Raw genomic sequence first — 16,254 nt, 5'->3', positions numbered from 1 at the left:
TTGAGCAGAAATTTTGTCTTCCGTTTGGGTTCTGCAAAAATATTGTTTAATCTAAAATTTAAGTATTATGACAACAAAAGCGAGTACTACAAGTAAAAACGGAAAGGCATCAGCCGCCGTAAAAAATGAAGTCAAGAAGAAATTGACACAAGGCGCCATTGGACTTCAAGTTCAAGAACTACCTATCGGAAGGATTATTCCTGATCCAATGCAACCAAGAAAAACCTTTAACGAGGAAGCTCTAAAACAACTGGCTGAAAGCATCGAAGAACACGGTGTCCTACAACCTATTACGGTCCGAAAATCTGGAAAAGATTACATCATCGTCATGGGCGAACGTAGGTATCGCGCAAGCAAATTAGCGAAAAAGAAAACTATTCTGAGTATCGTTAGAGAGTACGATAATAATGATGTTCTGGAAATTCAAATTATCGAAAATCTGCAAAGACAAGATGTTGAACCTACTGAAGAAGCTGAAGCTGTAGCATTCCTAAGCGAAAAATATGCGCCAACGGAAATTGCGAAACGGTTGGGAAGAACAGAAAACTTTGTAAGGCAACGTTTAAAATTAGCAGCTCTAATTGAAGGTTTTAAAGTGTTTGTTCGTAATGGCGAAATGACGATTTCGTTAGGTGTAGGTGTTGCGCTTTTCGAGCCAGAGGAACAGCAAATGATGCTAGAAACAATGGGAGAAGAATTTAATGCCCATCAAATTAATCAGATGATTAAAAACCAGACCTACGATTTGGAGAATGCACCTTTCGATGTGGTCGATGACAAATTGATTACTAAAGTTGGAGCATGTACAACATGTCCATTTAACGCAGCAAATCAAGGTAATTTGTTTGGCGATGGTAAAATGGTGTGTACAAAATCAGCCTGTTATGAAACGAAGAAAAGCAAGTCATTCTTGAACTTGATTGAAAAATCGAAGAAGGAGAATGTGTTGTTGATTCCTGAAATTCGCAAATACTGGGCAGATGACGAGAATAACCAGCTCATTATATCGCAATTGGAAACAAATGGATTGAAAGTCTATCTTCTGGATGATGTTGAAATAATCGAAGAGCCGATTGAGCCTACAATGGAAGCAATTAAGACAGAATACCAACATTACGACTATTCTGAAGATGAGCTAAAAGCTGAACTTGAAGAAGCGGTTGATAATTACAAGGAAGAATTGGAAGTTTATAATTCCGCAAAAGACAATGGATTTGTAACTGGTATTATGTTTCATCCAAAAACGTATGCTCATAAAGCCGTTTTTGTAAAGCGGTTAGAAGATTCAAAAAACGAAAATTCTACATATTCTGAACCGTTGGCAAATAGAAAAATGGCAGAGTGTTCGCCTGAAGAGCAAATCGTTAAAATCAATGAAAGGGAAATCAGAAAGCGACACATCGAGCATAATAAGGAATTTGAGGACATAGTTCAGATGATTCGTGAAACCGATTATATTGAAAAGAAGAAATCACTTTCGGTAGATGAAATGGTGGCTTTTTCATTAACTTTATTTGAAAACAATGTGGACTATGTAGGTCGACAAAAACACTTTTCAAAATTATTGGGTAACACATCCAAGAAGACTGATGTTGAAACTGTCGAGAACTTCAAAAAGAATTTCAAAAAAGAAACCTTTTATAAGTTGATTCGGTACATCCTTACCAAGCAAGTACATTTTGGCGAAAGCAATCACGTTAATAACTTAACGAACATTTCATTCTACAATGCGATGCAAGGGTATTATAAAACCAAAATTGCCAATATTGAAAAGGAATATGCAGAAGAGAGAAACAAGCGTGAAGCACGTTTGAAAGAGCGAATAGGAAATCTTGAAAAGAAAATTCAGGAATTAAACGATTAGCTTTTGTTGTTGGAAGTAAGGGTCAGCATTCGTGCTGGCTCTTATTTTTTTATATAGTCCTTTAAAAAAAGGTAAGTAGAACCTATTCAATCAATATCAGCGCAAAGGTAAACTCGTAAAATACACCCATCAAAAGACTACGGCATAAAGCCTACGCATCATCCAACGCTTATTTATTCCGTTTCCTTTTGAGCTGTGATTTTAGCTTCCGTTTGGGTACTGCTCAAATATTGTTTAATCAAAAAATCTTAGAATTATGAAACAAGTATCTGAAAAACCCAGCATCTCATTACAAGAAGCAGAAGAACATTATCGAGTAAGTAGTGAAAATTACGATGTCGATAGTGGAGAAAGTCATTTGGCTTATTACAGAGAAAAGCATCCTGAAAATTACCAGGTATTATTAACTAATTGTTTAAGCTAAAATCTCACATCATGGAAAATTTAAAAGTAGTTCAGTTCAATTTCGGTTTTGAATGTAAGCCGATATTAGCAAAAGAAAAAGTAGTAAAACCAACTAAAAAGGATAAGAGCGATTTCGTCTTCGATTTTATGGATTGTCTCGCGAGTCCAATCATTGTTTTTAAATCGGCATGGCAAGACACCATACCGAGAGACATTCTTGGTAGAATAAAATTATCAAGAATAATTTGCTCAATGACAGGAGATAAAATGGCATCATTAACAGAGACTTTAGCCTATATGATGCCAAGAACTTATGAAGCACCCATGCAAACAGAATGGGCAAACATTTACACATGGCTGGGACTTCAATATGCAATGCAGACTAAAAGTAAAGACCAGTTAGAAGCTATGATTGAAATAGCACCAAAAGAACTGTCAGATTATGAAAAAGGACTCTTAAAAAATCTGAGATTATGGATTTATGATAAGCGAAGAAAAGCGCTTAAGGGTATTTTGAAAAAGAACAAAGTGTCAAAAGATGATGGTATTTTGGATATTCAAGAGAAACTGTTTTGAATCATTTTTTTTAAGTCATTTGATTCCTCAATAATCCAATGATTCGTCTCTATAAGTTTTTTAATCTTTGCTTGGTACTTCTCTGAATACAAATGAGAACTTAAATTTGAAAGTGCTTCTGGTTTATCTTGATTTTTCCAATGGCTACTATGTTCTGTATCAACAATACTTTTTGAAATGGCTGTTGGGTATAAAAGTTGAAGTTTCGGAATTTTTTCTTTAGCCAACTCATAAATTTCTAAACCATCTGCATCCCAATCAGCTGAATAAAAAATGGGAAGTCCTCTAGTATCTGCGTATTTTAATTTGGGAACATTTTTTCCACCTGCATACCAAAGTTCATAATTATTTTCACGAGGCATTTTGTCTTTTCTTAAAAAATCTAAGTTTTCGCAAAGAACAATTAATTCTGGTTTTTCACATTGAAGTATGTATAGATACTGTTGGTCTTTGTTCTCTACAAGTGTAATATCAAGTATTTGATTGATGGCTTTTATTAATGAGTCTTTTTTATCTAAGTACTTGTCATTTTTAAAAAACATTGTTGAGAATCCTCTAACGGTTTCTTGTGCTTCAATTAATTGTTCTCTACTAGGTATTAGATTACCACTTTGCTTCTTTGATTGTAATTCAATTAGAGTCTTTATATCTTCTTCTTCAAATCGTTTGGTTAAAAGATTATGGGTTTTTAAAAAATCAAAATAAATAGGAAACAGGTTTAAATGATGTTTTTTATAATACGAATCAAAAAGCAGTCCAGGCAAATAGTTTTTACCTACTTCTATAATTTCTTTATTAGACACCAATAGTTGAAAGGATGAATCTTCTTTTAGAGAATGCTTAACTTTAGTTTTTCGGTCTAAAAAAAGCTGATGTAGAGATTTTAATACAGTCCAATTCATTCTTAATTTGATTGTGCTTTTAGATACGTTTCTAAATCTTCCCTGCCTTCATTGGTTTTAAAATAACTATTAGGAATAGGATAGTTAATGTTTTTATCGCCAGCACCTTCTATTAAATGATGCAAATACCAACCTTGTTCGGTGTCTGAGCCAAATGGTCGTGGTGTCATTGTAAGAATCTGATAACCGAATTCTTCAGCAATATTTGGGAAAGTGCTAAAATTTAAATTATCTAAATTTGAAACCTCTTCTAAAATAAGGAATCGAAGTCCTGGTAAATCCGCATTTAAAACTACAGACAACCTACCTATACCTAGCAGTACAATTGCTGCATAACTTTCACCAGTACTACCACCAGATTTTTCATTATCAAACTCATCAGTAAATTTTGTCCTTAACTCAAAATACGTCTTCGGGTCAAGCAAATTAGAAAATTTTATTTTTTGATTAAAACTGGTTGTTTTCATGAAAAAATTCTCGACAAAACTTTCTACAGATTCACCAAAAGGAAGTTCACCTGCATTATGCACTTGTTGAGATGTGGCTTGTAAATCATTAATCCAGTTAATATCAAAGTCTGACGGTTTGTTAAATTCCAATTGAAAATAATATTTACCACTAATTTTCTTTCCTTTAAAAAATTTATTTAACGCTTTTATAGTTTCATGATATTCATCAAACTTTCCTTTGGTTTGCTTAAAAATATTTAACATCGTTTCATGGATAGCACCAAACATTCTATATCTACTACTGTTAAGTTGTTTAAGCTCTTCTGAAATATTAGCTGAGTGTTTTATTTTTGGACCTAAAAGGACACGCTCAAGTATTTCAAAGTTATATGTTACTTGTGTAATTTGTTCGTTAATTTCTGGGTCGTTTTTAATTTGTTCAAATGAGCTTATAATTCCTTTATAATCACCTATATAATTAGTTTTGTTGGATTGAAACTCAGTATATAAAGGATTTCTTTCAATACCTGTGTACCTCGATTTATCTATATTCTTGATGTCTAAATCTGGGAAATATTTGTAAAAATCTGTTTCAATTTTTTTACGTTGATTTTCTAAATCTGTAAGCGATTTTCCCAAATCCAAAGGTTGGTTTTTGAGTGATGGTAAAAATCGTAGTTTTTCTTCCAATTTACTTTTATCAGAACTATATTGAGAAGATAGGTTTCGCTCTTTTATGTCGATAGATTCTAACTCTTCTTTAAGTTTTTCTAGCTGATTAGCAAGGTTCTTTTTTTCAATGGGAATATTGATTTTTAGATCTACTTTTTTTAATAGCTTGTTCTCATTAAAAATTTGAGTATTTAAGCTCTGTTTTTTAACTTCAAGATTTTGAATTAAACCTAAAGAAAGTTTTAAATCTTTTAGTTTAGAAAAGTCATTAATTCTTTGGTCTAACTTTTGGTCAATATGTATTGATTTTTGTTCAAATTTTTCACCTCTAAAAAAGGATTCAATGTGTGAAAGTTCTTTATCGATTAGACTAATTTGGTTGTTCAGTTTTGTTGTTTGATTAGAAAGTGCTTTCCCAAGTTTGTCTTTATCTTTGAATAATTGTTTATCTTTTGTTGAAGATATAAACTCTTTTATGCCACCCATACTAAACCAATAACCATCATTTTCAGAATCATTTTCAATAAATTTTTCATCCATAAATGCTAAACTTTCAACATACCTAATGCCAGCGATTATTTCATTTGGTTTCTTCCAATGAACACCTTTTAAGATTGCAAATAGAATTGCTTCTTGACTTTTAGTTAATGTTTTCTGTTGCGATAAAAGTTGAGCAAACAGAGAGTTTTTCTTATTTTTAGAGAGAAGATTAAGTAATTCGCGAATGTCCGCTTTATTTGATTTGAGTGAACTCTTTCGATTATCAAGTGTCTCTTTTTGGGATTCAATGGTTTGCTCGATGCTTTCAAGAGAACCATAATCTTCAAAAACAGTTGTAAAATGAGATATTCTACGTTTTATTTCCGAAATTTCATAAGTTTCGATATCCTTAATAGAGATTTTTGCCTCATTTTCAATTGCTGGCAGCTTAATACATTCCAATTCATTCACCTTAGATTTTAATGATTCTACTTTAGCGAAAATGTCTCTGTATTCTTTTAAGTGCTTTATGGTTTTATCAAGATTATCATGTTCTTTTTTAGCTTTTTGAGCTGATTTTTTAACTTCTGGGTTATTGGTTTGTAATGATTTAATTTGCTTATGTTCTTCTAATAGTTGTGTATTTATATCTTTTAATGATTGATTCTTTTTTAAAATTTCATTTTCAGTATGCGTGAATTCTACTAAAAGGTGTTCTTTAAATGAATTGAGGTAGAGGCTGTTTAAAGAACTTAAATTGGTAAGACGTTCTTGTTTATTTTCTATATCTGCAATTAATTCTTCAAGGTCTTTGTAATCATTAATGAGTTTTTCTAAGTCTGCTTTATGTTTTTCATATTCAGATTTAAGGTTGTCTGTTTTATCTTCAAAAAGAAAGCTCTTTAAGCTATCGTCACTATCTGTGTCTAACGTTTTTGCTTTTGAGAACGACTGTATGACTTTCGCAAAAGCGTCAAGATTAGATTCTATAGAAAGGTCGATTGGTAATACTCTATTTTCAAATAGGAAAGTGTAAAGTTCATTTTTTTGATTCTTATCTGAAAAGCTTCTAAGATATATTTGTTTTTCATCCCTTAGTTTAATGGCAAGTTTCTCTATTGGTGGGATACTATTATCATGAATAAAATCCTTAAAAAATGGTATGTTGTTTTTAGCAATGCTTAAATCACTTAATTCATTATTATCATTTATACCATGAGCTTTATTAAGAATCCAAAATGATTTGAGTGGTCTGCTTTTTTTATTGGGTATATTAACGCCTAAAGTGATAAAGCTATCTTTTTCTACTTCAATATTAATAAAAATATAAGCGTCTGAAGTTTTATAAGGAAGTGTGTGAAGTAATCGCGTATTGTTCTTGAAGCTTTCAGTACCAAACGCTATTTTTTGCTTATCTGAGATAAAAAGAATTTGAAAAAGGTCGGCAATAAGTGATTTCCCTATTCCGTTCTTTCCTGTGAAATCTGTCCTAATAGGGTGTAATAAATAATCTTGGTTAAAATGCATTATGATTCCAACTGTAGAAAAAGAATATATTCGTGGGTATTTAATCATTTGTCTGTAATAAGTAGTTCTCTATAAATTCATCAATGTGGGTTATTTCTTTTTCATATAATTTTTGAAAACGATAAATAGGTTCTTTTAGCTTAAAGTGTATGTCTTCACCCTCGTCTTTAGCCATAGATTCTACCCATCCTAATTTTTCAAAATCTCGTATAGTATTTTTAATATTGGTAATCACACGCTTCCATTCGTTGGGCGAATATTCATCTCTTATTTCTTTAAACCATAATTTTTTGAAATGCTTACTGTTTTCACCAGATAAAATTTCCTTTTTAATATCTGGAAATGTTATTTCCTTAATATTTTCAAAGTACCTGTCATAATACATATTTAATAGCATTATGCCCATTACGGTCTGTAAGCTGGATAATTCTTTATGTCTTCTCGTTGAGCTTAAAGCACCCTTTGAATCTTCTGTAAAATCAAGAAAATAAAATGTAATGTCATTTTTATAGTCTCTTTCTAACTCTAAACCATAGAAGTTGGCATAGTAGAACTTTAGTTCTTCAAAATATTTTTTTAGTAACTGGTAGAGGTAATAATTTGAGTCCTTTTGAATGTGTCTGCCACTTAAAAGTTCTATGTTAAGGTTTGCAAATTTTTCTTTAACATCATTATTTTCTAAAAACTTAAAAGGATGTTCTAAAGAATTTGGTTTATTTTCATGTTCCATACTAATATTTTTTGTTCAGAATATGCCTCTGGCAAATCCTTTGTAATTTCTATTTGATATCTGGGATTGCTGTTTGCAAATTGAAAAAGGTCAAAACCAACGCTTAAAGCTATTTCACTATCATTTTCACGTTCTAGAATTTTATAGAAATGCTCTGTGAAATTCAGTTCTTTTTTCTCTTCGAGAATACTTTTATACTCTCTTAGTAATTTTGCAGCACTCTCTTGCCTAAAAAGGTCTTTTTCTACCTTTTCTCTTTCAGACCTTGCATATTCATTGTCGTAATGAGCTGGTAGTATTTCGTTTCTCTGAATTCCATACGTGTGGTAATAAGGTACTTCTATAAATTTAAATCTCTCAATAGGTATTGATTTTATAGGAAAGGATTTAGGTAAAGTGATAATGTGTTTATTGGAATACGAAGCCTGCTCTAAAGCGAATTTCAATAATTTTTTTAAATTTATTCTTATCCTTGATTGGTTTCTAAAGCTATTTTGAAGATTTGTTAATTGGTTATTAGCATATAATGACTTATCCATCAATTGCTTTAATCGATAATCTACATCATAGAAAAAATCAGTTACTTCTGTTTTTATATGCAAAGCCTTTTTGTAGTCATCGTTTAATTTTTCAAATTTTTCTCGTTCAGTACTATTTTCAGGATGCTTGAACTCATCTATTTCTTTATAGAAAAAATCAACGACTTTTTCAATTTCAATATTTAGAGTGTTTCCTAAACGAAGAGTATATTTTATTTCCTCAGATTTTAGCCCAATTTCATCAAAGATTAATGTAAATTCTTTTGTAATGGTCAAAAGGTCTTCTGATTCATTTTTCAATAATTCATTAAGTCGGCTTATGGATGAATTGACAACATCCTTTAAAGCTTCAAGGTGGTCAATAATGGTTTGTTTACTGTTATTGTGAAATTGTAAATCGTACCATAATTCAAAATCAGCTATAGTTTCAATTTCCGAAGATTTAAAATCTGCATATTTCTGAAACGTTTTCTTAAGTGGAAAATGTTTAAGTGGACTATGAAGTTTTTTATGGATTAAATCGATAAATTTTTTCGCATAGTTGGTAAGCGCAAATTTCAACTCTTCATTTGGTGGTCTTTCAATATAAAAATGAAGTAAGTTTCTAACAATTTTTTCTGTTTGTGGTATAGAGCCAACTTCTATTTTAGCACTTTCATTAATGCACTTCTCAATATCACGATAAGTAAAGTATTTAGAAACTTTACCTGCTTTAATCCTTGAATCTAAGATATAGATTACCATACCTTCTTCTTTAGTAAGAACAAGATGGTCATACAATTGATTTATGTCTAATATTTCGGACTCGATTTTAATTGAATTTAAGTGAATCACCTAATTTAAAAATAAAGATTACTCTTACCTAGAAAGTACAGTAATATTTGACAATATTTTATTTACCTAAGTCATTCAGCACATTTCCTTTCATTCCAGAAAAAGAGCTTCATTATAATAAGTCTTGGACATAATCCACACTTTTGACTTTTCATTCCGTTAACCCTTTCCGTTGCTCTGGAAAGGAACACTTCATTCACTAGTAAAAAGCGTGAATCAAGTCCGCCAAATAGGATAAAAATGTATTTGCATTTTGTTCCACTTCCTATGATTTTGTATTTCACAAAGACTTTAGAATCACTTCCGTAATCCAACACCGTCATACCTTTTTTTGACAGCAAAATAACAACATTCAGCTTTGAACGACAGCATAACCAGGCTCACTTCGACTGCGCTCAGCGCAGGCTACCCTCGCACTTTTTATATGTCTAAACAAAGCTGAATATCGAAAGCACTAAGCAACAAAAAGAAGGTAACAGCGTCGGCTCTATGGGAAGTAAATCTAAAATGAATCTTATGAAATCTTACAAAATCAATAAAAAGGAAGCGGAAAAAAAGTTAAAAAAACAAAAAAAGGAAAACGCTCTGGATATAATAAGTAAATCAATAACAAAGCCTTTCTGAATGGTTCAGATAGGTCAATATTAATCTTTAAATTTTTTAATTATGAGTACTCTAAGAAACAAAGTACAGTTAATTGGCAACGTCGGAAACGAGCCAGAAATCACAAACCTTGAAAGCGGAAAGAAAGTTGCAAAATTTTCAATCGCAACCAATGAATCTTATAAAGATTCTAAGGGAGAAAAAGTGACGAACACCCAATGGCACAATATTGTAGCATGGGGAAAGATTGCCGAAATCGTTGAGAAATATGTAGGCAAAGGAAAAGAAGTAGCACTAGAGGGAAAATTGACCTCACGCTCTTATGAAACCAAAGAAGGAGAAAAAAGATACGTTACCGAAGTGGTCGTAGATGAAATCTTGCTTTTAGGAATTAAAGGCGAAAACGCTACTGAATAACTGAAAATTAAAAGAGAGCGTTCTTGTCGAAAAGTTGCGCTCTCTTTTTCATTATTAATCTTATAAAATAGAATTACAATGAATGATAAAGTTAACAAAATAAAAGCCGATTTGCAACATTTTTGCGGTACAGAAATGTTCTTTAAAATCCCATTAATTGGAACTCGTTTTACTGACGGATTAAAATATTTAGCCAACGAAGCAGAATGCTTTTGGCTGATTACAGATGCATCAGTAATTGCGAAAAGTCTATCAAATAGAAGTCATTTTATTACCATTGATTTTAAGCGACTTTCTGAAAAGGAACAGTTTGAAAAGCAATGCGAAGCTATCATTAATTATAGTGATGGGAATTATAATATTTTAGAAACGCACAGATATAATGTAACCGATTTCCCATTGGACGAATTGAGGTTGTATTTTGTAGATAATACGCTAATGCTTCCGAGCGAATATTAAATTTTTGAGATATGATTTATATTAAATTTCAAGATTTGAGTGCGGAAAAGCAAGAGGAACTTTTACAAGTTTCAAGAGAGCACGTTACATATCTTTATGGAGATTCCATTAAAAAGTATGTTGACGAAACTGGCGCAGATTATGACAGCCTTATAGACGAAGAAATGATTAAAAACCTTTACAATTATAATTTTGTTTTTAACATTTAGTAAATTTGAAATTCACAAATTAACCTAAAGACCTTTGAAAATTTCAAGGGTCTTTTTTAATGCCATTATTTTATATTCTGCAATAAAAATAGCGGTTTACTAAAGATACTTTTAAACTTCAAGTGATACACTCTTAAAAAATCAAATTACAATTAGTAATCCTTAAAAAGCCATTACATTTTTGGATGTAATGGTATTTTTTTTGTCCAGCGAGCTGGACGAAAAGGAATAGCAAGAGGGTAACACGCTAGCGCGATGTTTCGATTTTTAGTTTTTTCAAAACCCTAGTGATATCAAAGCTTTTCGGCGATTGATTGTTTTGATTTTTGAATTTTGAACATGGTTTTTTCAGAAAAAGCCCTCGCAACCCAGTAAAAACAACAAATTTTTTCAGAAAAATGGATAAAGGATATGAAAAAGAACGTTTTGAGAAGCTCGGAATTAAAGCTTCCGTAGCAGAGCGTTTTAGAAAATTTTGTAAAAAATTATCTAAATCTCAATCGATGACATTGCTTTTGATGCTAGATTTTTTTGAAGATAATGGCATCTCACCAAATGAAACTTTGGGACCAAATATGCAAACCTTGGAGAGTGAAATTAAGAAGCGAATCAATGCAGTAATCGCTATCATAAAAGACATCGAAAAGAACCATGATAAACCCACAACTGCAATGTTACAATCTTTGTTTATGGAGTTTGAACCAAAGAAAGATAAGTTGATTTTAGAGAAAGAGGTTGAAGAGAAGAAAGTAATGTTTGTTGAAAAGAAGGATTCAAATAATCAATTATAATATTATGTATATCACAATCACAGCTCAAAAATTAGGAGGGGATTATTCACAAAGTTCTGCGGATTTCGCAGAGTATCTGGAGAAGGAAAATCAAGGCTTGGAGCAAGAACATGTGGAGCATTTTTTTAATCAATATGGCGATGAAATTGAAGCCAAAGATGTGGTAAAAGAAATCGATGGCAATACTGCAAAACTCAAAAAGAAAGAACCAAAATTTTATTCAATTACAGTTAGTCCCAGTAAATATGAATTGAGAAAATTGCAGAATAATTCTGAAGATTTAAAGAAATATACCAGAGCCATAATGAACGACTATGCAAGATCTTTTAATCGAGAAATTAATGGTAAATCAATAACCGTTGACAACATAAAATATTTTGCAAAAATAGAACATCAACGTACATTTAAAGGTACAGATAAACAGGTAAAAGAGAACCAGCCTTTTGCCACTAAAATACTTCAGTTAAAAACTGATATTCGGAAAATTGAACAAGGTCAATTAGATGGGAATATAAAGAAAATGAAATCCCAAATTAGCAAACTCGAATCCGAAGCACCACATCAACAAAATGGAAAACGGATTGTTCAAGGCATGAAAAAAGCAGGCAATCAAAGTCATATTCATATTATCGTGAGTCGAAAAGATGCCACAAATTCTGTGAGTCTATCACCAGGATCTAAATACAAAGGTTCGGAAGTTGAGATGCATGGTAAAATTGTAAAACGAGGATTCGATAGAGATGCATTTTTTACAAAAGCCGAAAGCACTTTTGACAAAACATTTGGCTACAAACGCAACTATGCAGAATCCTATAAATCGAAAAAAGATTTCATTAAAAACCCAAAACTGTACTTCACAACTTTATTGGGATTACCAGCAAGTGAGAAAGCAGTTGCTTTTAAAATGCTTGCAAAATCTGGAGTCCCTATGGCGAGTATTCCAACCAATCAAGTGCAGTTAGCACTTAAAACCATACGATATTTAAAACGTGGTGTGGACATAGCAATTAAATCGGGTTCAATAGGTATATAAAATGGAAATACAAGGAATCACATTTACTATTGGACTACTATTTGGAATGAGCTTGGTGTTCTCAATTCTTTTCAAAATCACGCGATATGCCTTTTTCATGAATCTAATGTTGACTGTGATTAGTTTAGCACTAATTTTTAAATTGAATCCTTATTTAATGCATTGGTCTGCGCATTTGCTTTATGTTGGTTGTCCATTATTGCTAATCAATACAGTTCTATATGTATTTTTTCATAAGGAAAATGAAATCTTGAATCCCAATGATAAACACCAAGTTCATTTTAAAGCAAAGCGTGGAAATTTCAAAATAAATAACATTAAACGAGGTGCTTCAATCATTGGTTCTGCAGGAAGTGGAAAAACTGAAAGTGTTGTTTTTAATTTTCTTCAGCATTTCAGTAAACATAAATTTTCTGGTGTGATTCACGATTATAAAAACTTTGAAATCACAGAAATGGCATTCCCTTTATTTGAAAAAAACGAGATTGATTTTAAAGTAATTTCATTCGATACCATTCATGATCGTGTGAATCCAATAGCACCAAGATACATGACCAATGAAGAAAGCGTAAATGAAGTCGCAAGAGTGCTCATTGAAAACCTTTTAGAACAAAGAGAGTCCGGAAGTATAGGAACAACAAAATTCTTTAATGATGCAGCTGAAGGCTTAATTGGTGGGTTGATTTGGAGGTTGAGAACCTCATATCCCCATTTTTGTACATTACCACATTTAATAGCTATTTATCAATTGCTTGACACAGATAGTCTAATAGCATTTTTAAGTTTAAATACAACATCGAGAGCGATGGCGGATGCTTTTATTAGTGGTAAGGATTCCGACAGACAAACCGCTGGTGTAAAAAGCACTTTGGCCAATGCGCTCAAAAAAATAAGTACGCAACGTATTTTTATGGCTTTATCCGCAGATGATGTTCCGCTAGATATAAATAGCCAGGACAAACCTTTAGCGATTTCAGTTGTCAATAATCCGAAATATGAAACTGCCTATTCGCCGATTATAGCTACTATCATTCATACCATTACAAAGCAAATGAGTGTACGAAATTCAAATGCCTCATTTCTATTAATGGAAGAAGCACCTACGATTAGACTATTGAATATGCATAGAATTCCAGCTACATTACGAAGCTATGATATTGCCACAATTTACGTGATGCAAGACAAAATACAGAATGATATGATGTATGGAGATAAGGCGAGTAAAGCGATTTTAAGTAATTTATCATATCAATTCTTCGGAAAGGTAAACGATCCAGATACAGCTAAATATTACGAACGCTTTTTTGAAATTGTAAAGAAAGAAACCACAAGCATCAATAGAGGACATAATCTTAATTTTGATACACGAATTACAACAGGAGAACGCGAAGTCGCTAAAATTAGAGCTGATGTGTTTTTTAGATTGAAGGAAGGCGAGTTCGTTACATTTGCAGATGGAAAAGACAGGAAAATTCAATTCAAATTGCCTACAATTGAAAAGCGATTACCAACAAAGCCGCAGAACTATTCTGATGTTGATTTACAAGCTAATTTTGATAGAGTTTATAAAGAGGTCAAGTCAATATTCAAATGATGTATCTTACCCCAATTTTGAAATTAACATTTAGTATCTTTAGAGTTTAATTTAAAAAAATGATGTTTTTAATATGGCAGAACAACCGTTAAAGGTCATGTTGTCCTCAACTGTATATCACTTTAAACCAGAAATAGAGCAAATTTTCGGGACATTAAAAGGTTATGGATATGATGTCCTTTGTTCTCACATGGGAACTGTCTATAACATACCAGGCAAATCGCCAACAGAATCCTGTTTACAAGCAGTTGAAGAATGTGATTTCTTTTTTGGAATAATCCTACCACATTATGGTTCTGGCATAACGCATCTGGAGTTTCAAAGAGCCATAGAATTAGATAAACCAAGAGGTTTTCTTGCACATAGTTCTGTAACTTTTGCACGTTTACTCTTAAAACAATTTATGTATGATAAAGACGGAAAAAGAAACGGTTTTAAATTGTTGAAGAAAACACAAGTTATGGACGATTTAAGAGTTATTGATATGTATAATGAAGCCATAGGAGATGGTGAACCTATGGAAAAACGATTATGGGCTCATGAATTTTATAAATATGCCAAAGATGGAGCAACATTTGTGGCAAGTCAATTCGAAAATAAAACCAGACTTACTAATGATTTAAAAGCTTTAAGAAATGATACAGAATAAAGAAATAAAAGACATTCTTAAAGAAGGTGAGACCAATGTTATTGAGTTTAAAAGTAGTGCCAATAAAAAATCCATTGGCAATTCGGTATGTGCACTTTTAAATACTGAAGGTGGTCGAGTGCTAATAGGCGTTTCAGAAAATGGACAGATAAAGGGTATTGGAAATGCTCAAAAGGTTAGTGAAGATTTGAGAAGGCATCTTATTGAAGAGATTGTTCCGGATACACCAATAGATTTTTCTATAGAGCATATTGAAAATAAATCCATTATTGTCATAAAGGTATCTGAAGGAAGTAAACAACCCTATATTTATGATAGTAATATTTATTACCGTAGAAATTCAAATACAGTTAAGGCAACTTCAAAAGAAATATCAAAATTAATTCATCAACGAGAAATTGATGAACAACATTGGGAGCGACAAGCTTTTTTGGGAATCACTTGGGAAGATTTAGACCACAAGTTGATTAAAAACACATTAATAGAATCAAAAGAAAATTACAGAAGTAGTTACCAAGGTGATGACTTACAAGAATTTTTAAATCACTACGGATTAATGACTAATGGAGCGTATACCAATGCCTGTGTCATTTTGTTTTCAAAAAATACATCTAAATTTTTACCTCAATCTAGAGTGCGAATAACGGAATATGCTAAAAGTAAAACAGATAATAATTTAATTCGGGATGAAATTCTAGAAGGCAATCTTTTCGTTTTACGAAATAAATTAGAAAGTTATATCGAAAACCTTGGAACTAAAAGTCATTTCGATGATAAACATTGGAAACGAATAGATTTTAGATACCCTGTAAAAGCACTTCAAGAAGGTATTATCAATGCACTAATGCATAGAGATTATAGTAGTTATAATAGCCAATTGACCATTAGTATATTACCTGAAAAACTAGTTATTGCAAATAGTGGAAAATTACCTGAAGAACTTGCTATAAGAGATTTAAAAAAGAACCATCGCTCTTTTCCAGTTAATCCAGATATTGCTCATATAGTTTTTTTAAGAGGATTAATTGATAAACTAGGAAGAGGAACTGTTAAGATAAATGAAGAATGTAAAATGGCTGGACTTAAATCCCCAACTTGGAGACAAAGTAAAGGAGAAGTTGTTCTTACATTTAATGGACCAGTTTCTAAATCAAGAAGACATTTAGATATTAAGACTGATAATATTAGTGCTAAAGTAAATGATGCAATAAGTGATGCAGTAAATGATGCAATAAATGATGCGGTAAATGATGCAATAGATGATGCAACAAATGATGCAGTAAAAAGAAGACTTAAACAAGAACTTGGGTTATTATTTATAGAGGAAAGTTTAAGTTTAAGAAGTCTTCAAGAAGCTTTTGGAGTTGGTAGGGCAACAATGCAAAGAGATATGACTTTAATGAATGAACATAAACTTATAGATTTCATTGGTTCAAATAAGACAAGAAAGTATATCATAAATAAAGATTTAGTGAAAAAGTTAAAATCTTTAAAGTAATTAATGAAAGTGGTCAAATAGAT

General features: G+C 31.8%; 15 protein-coding genes. 11 read left to right on the top strand and 4 right to left on the bottom strand.

From position 1 onward, the window contains the following. The first annotated feature begins 67 nt into the window (after positions 1–67). From O5O44_RS14360 to O5O44_RS14350, 3 genes are all read left to right on the top strand, one after another. Positions 68–1,864, top strand: coding sequence for a ParB/RepB/Spo0J family partition protein (locus O5O44_RS14360; protein ID WP_289194916.1), 1,797 nt, complete (start codon positions 68–70; stop codon positions 1,862–1,864). Positions 1,865–2,120: 256 nt separating this feature from the next. Further along, the gene (locus tag O5O44_RS14355; RefSeq protein WP_193744009.1) at positions 2,121–2,288 is read left to right on the top strand and encodes a hypothetical protein; all 168 of its coding nucleotides are present in this window, start codon (positions 2,121–2,123) and stop codon (positions 2,286–2,288) included. An 11-nt stretch (positions 2,289–2,299) separates the two neighbouring features. Beyond that, positions 2,300–2,845, top strand: a complete 546-nt coding sequence (locus O5O44_RS14350) for a hypothetical protein (RefSeq protein WP_289194915.1) — start codon at positions 2,300–2,302, stop codon at positions 2,843–2,845. Here the strand turns inward: O5O44_RS14350 and O5O44_RS14345 are convergent. Genes O5O44_RS14345 through O5O44_RS14330 form a run of 4 tightly spaced genes read right to left on the bottom strand, consistent with a single transcriptional unit; the run spans position 2,827 to position 8,888 of the window. Continuing rightward, positions 2,827–3,747 carry a hypothetical protein gene (locus O5O44_RS14345; protein ID WP_289194914.1) on the bottom strand — a complete coding sequence of 307 codons (921 nt, stop codon included), beginning with the start codon at positions 3,745–3,747 and terminating at the stop codon, positions 2,827–2,829. The two genes, O5O44_RS14350 and O5O44_RS14345, sit on opposite strands and share 19 nt — an antisense overlap. A gap of 2 nt (positions 3,748–3,749) precedes the next feature. After that, complete coding sequence (locus tag O5O44_RS14340) at positions 3,750–6,923, bottom strand: hypothetical protein (RefSeq protein WP_289194913.1); 3,174 nt, start codon at positions 6,921–6,923, stop codon at positions 3,750–3,752. Further along, positions 6,916–7,605: a chromosome partition protein MukE gene (locus O5O44_RS14335; RefSeq protein WP_289194912.1), complete on the bottom strand. Its 690-nt coding sequence runs from the start codon at positions 7,603–7,605 to the stop codon at positions 6,916–6,918. Before O5O44_RS14335 ends, O5O44_RS14340 begins: the two co-directional genes overlap by 8 nt. After that, on the bottom strand, positions 7,575–8,888 hold the full coding sequence (locus O5O44_RS14330; protein ID WP_289194911.1) for a hypothetical protein: 1,314 nt from the start codon (positions 8,886–8,888) through the stop codon (positions 7,575–7,577). Before O5O44_RS14330 ends, O5O44_RS14335 begins: the two co-directional genes overlap by 31 nt. Positions 8,889–9,644: 756 nt before the next feature. Between O5O44_RS14330 and O5O44_RS14325 the strand changes: the two genes are divergently transcribed. From O5O44_RS14325 to O5O44_RS14290, 8 genes are all read left to right on the top strand, one after another. Then, positions 9,645–9,998: a single-stranded DNA-binding protein gene (locus O5O44_RS14325; protein ID WP_282030750.1), complete on the top strand. Its 354-nt coding sequence runs from the start codon at positions 9,645–9,647 to the stop codon at positions 9,996–9,998. Positions 9,999–10,076: 78 nt separating this feature from the next. Beyond that, complete coding sequence (locus O5O44_RS14320; RefSeq protein WP_289194910.1) at positions 10,077–10,457, top strand: DUF6876 family protein; 381 nt, start codon at positions 10,077–10,079, stop codon at positions 10,455–10,457. An 11-nt stretch (positions 10,458–10,468) separates the two neighbouring features. Further along, entirely contained in the window at positions 10,469–10,666 is a 198-nt protein-coding gene (locus tag O5O44_RS14315; protein ID WP_289194909.1) for a hypothetical protein, read from the top strand. Positions 10,667–11,064: 398 nt separating this feature from the next. Further along, on the top strand, positions 11,065–11,457 hold the full coding sequence (locus O5O44_RS14310) for a BfmA/BtgA family mobilization protein (protein ID WP_289194908.1): 393 nt from the start codon (positions 11,065–11,067) through the stop codon (positions 11,455–11,457). A gap of 4 nt (positions 11,458–11,461) precedes the next feature. Next, positions 11,462–12,490 (top strand): MobB family relaxase, encoded by a 1,029-nt coding sequence (gene mobB, locus O5O44_RS14305; RefSeq protein WP_289194907.1) that lies wholly within the window; start codon positions 11,462–11,464, stop codon positions 12,488–12,490. A gap of 1 nt (position 12,491) precedes the next feature. Beyond that, positions 12,492–14,084, top strand: coding sequence for a type IV secretory system conjugative DNA transfer family protein (locus O5O44_RS14300; protein WP_289194906.1), 1,593 nt, complete (start codon positions 12,492–12,494; stop codon positions 14,082–14,084). Between the two features lie 73 nt (positions 14,085–14,157). Beyond that, positions 14,158–14,733, top strand: a complete 576-nt coding sequence (locus O5O44_RS14295; RefSeq protein ID WP_289194905.1) for a DUF4062 domain-containing protein — start codon at positions 14,158–14,160, stop codon at positions 14,731–14,733. Beyond that, positions 14,720–16,231, top strand: coding sequence for an RNA/DNA-binding domain-containing protein (locus tag O5O44_RS14290; protein ID WP_289194904.1), 1,512 nt, complete (start codon positions 14,720–14,722; stop codon positions 16,229–16,231). Before O5O44_RS14295 ends, O5O44_RS14290 begins: the two co-directional genes overlap by 14 nt. Positions 16,232–16,254 lie beyond the last annotated feature (23 nt).

The organism is Algibacter luteus, assembly GCF_030344935.1.
Taxonomy (GTDB): Bacteria; Bacteroidota; Bacteroidia; order Flavobacteriales; family Flavobacteriaceae; genus Arenitalea; species Arenitalea lutea.
Note: the sequence above shows the minus strand (reverse complement) of the source record. Positions and strands in the feature narration are given on the sequence as shown.

What these genes read in the sequence shown, in the direction of transcription:
- O5O44_RS14360 (WP_289194916.1), top strand. Translation starts at nt 68, where the DNA reads ATGACAACAAAAGCGAGTACTACAAGTAAAAACGGAAAGGCATCAGCC.
- O5O44_RS14355 (WP_193744009.1), top strand. Translation starts at nt 2,121, where the DNA reads ATGAAACAAGTATCTGAAAAACCCAGCATCTCATTACAAGAAGCAGAA.
- O5O44_RS14350 (WP_289194915.1), top strand. Translation starts at nt 2,300, where the DNA reads ATGGAAAATTTAAAAGTAGTTCAGTTCAATTTCGGTTTTGAATGTAAG.
- O5O44_RS14345 (WP_289194914.1), bottom strand. Translation starts at nt 3,747, where the DNA reads ATGAATTGGACTGTATTAAAATCTCTACATCAGCTTTTTTTAGACCGA.
- O5O44_RS14340 (WP_289194913.1), bottom strand. Translation starts at nt 6,923, where the DNA reads ATGATTAAATACCCACGAATATATTCTTTTTCTACAGTTGGAATCATA.
- O5O44_RS14335 (WP_289194912.1), bottom strand. Translation starts at nt 7,605, where the DNA reads ATGGAACATGAAAATAAACCAAATTCTTTAGAACATCCTTTTAAGTTT.
- O5O44_RS14330 (WP_289194911.1), bottom strand. Translation starts at nt 8,888, where the DNA reads ATGGTAATCTATATCTTAGATTCAAGGATTAAAGCAGGTAAAGTTTCT.
- O5O44_RS14325 (WP_282030750.1), top strand. Translation starts at nt 9,645, where the DNA reads ATGAGTACTCTAAGAAACAAAGTACAGTTAATTGGCAACGTCGGAAAC.
- O5O44_RS14320 (WP_289194910.1), top strand. Translation starts at nt 10,077, where the DNA reads ATGAATGATAAAGTTAACAAAATAAAAGCCGATTTGCAACATTTTTGC.
- O5O44_RS14315 (WP_289194909.1), top strand. Translation starts at nt 10,469, where the DNA reads ATGATTTATATTAAATTTCAAGATTTGAGTGCGGAAAAGCAAGAGGAA.
- O5O44_RS14310 (WP_289194908.1), top strand. Translation starts at nt 11,065, where the DNA reads ATGGATAAAGGATATGAAAAAGAACGTTTTGAGAAGCTCGGAATTAAA.
- mobB (WP_289194907.1), top strand. Translation starts at nt 11,462, where the DNA reads ATGTATATCACAATCACAGCTCAAAAATTAGGAGGGGATTATTCACAA.
- O5O44_RS14300 (WP_289194906.1), top strand. Translation starts at nt 12,492, where the DNA reads ATGGAAATACAAGGAATCACATTTACTATTGGACTACTATTTGGAATG.
- O5O44_RS14295 (WP_289194905.1), top strand. Translation starts at nt 14,158, where the DNA reads ATGGCAGAACAACCGTTAAAGGTCATGTTGTCCTCAACTGTATATCAC.
- O5O44_RS14290 (WP_289194904.1), top strand. Translation starts at nt 14,720, where the DNA reads ATGATACAGAATAAAGAAATAAAAGACATTCTTAAAGAAGGTGAGACC.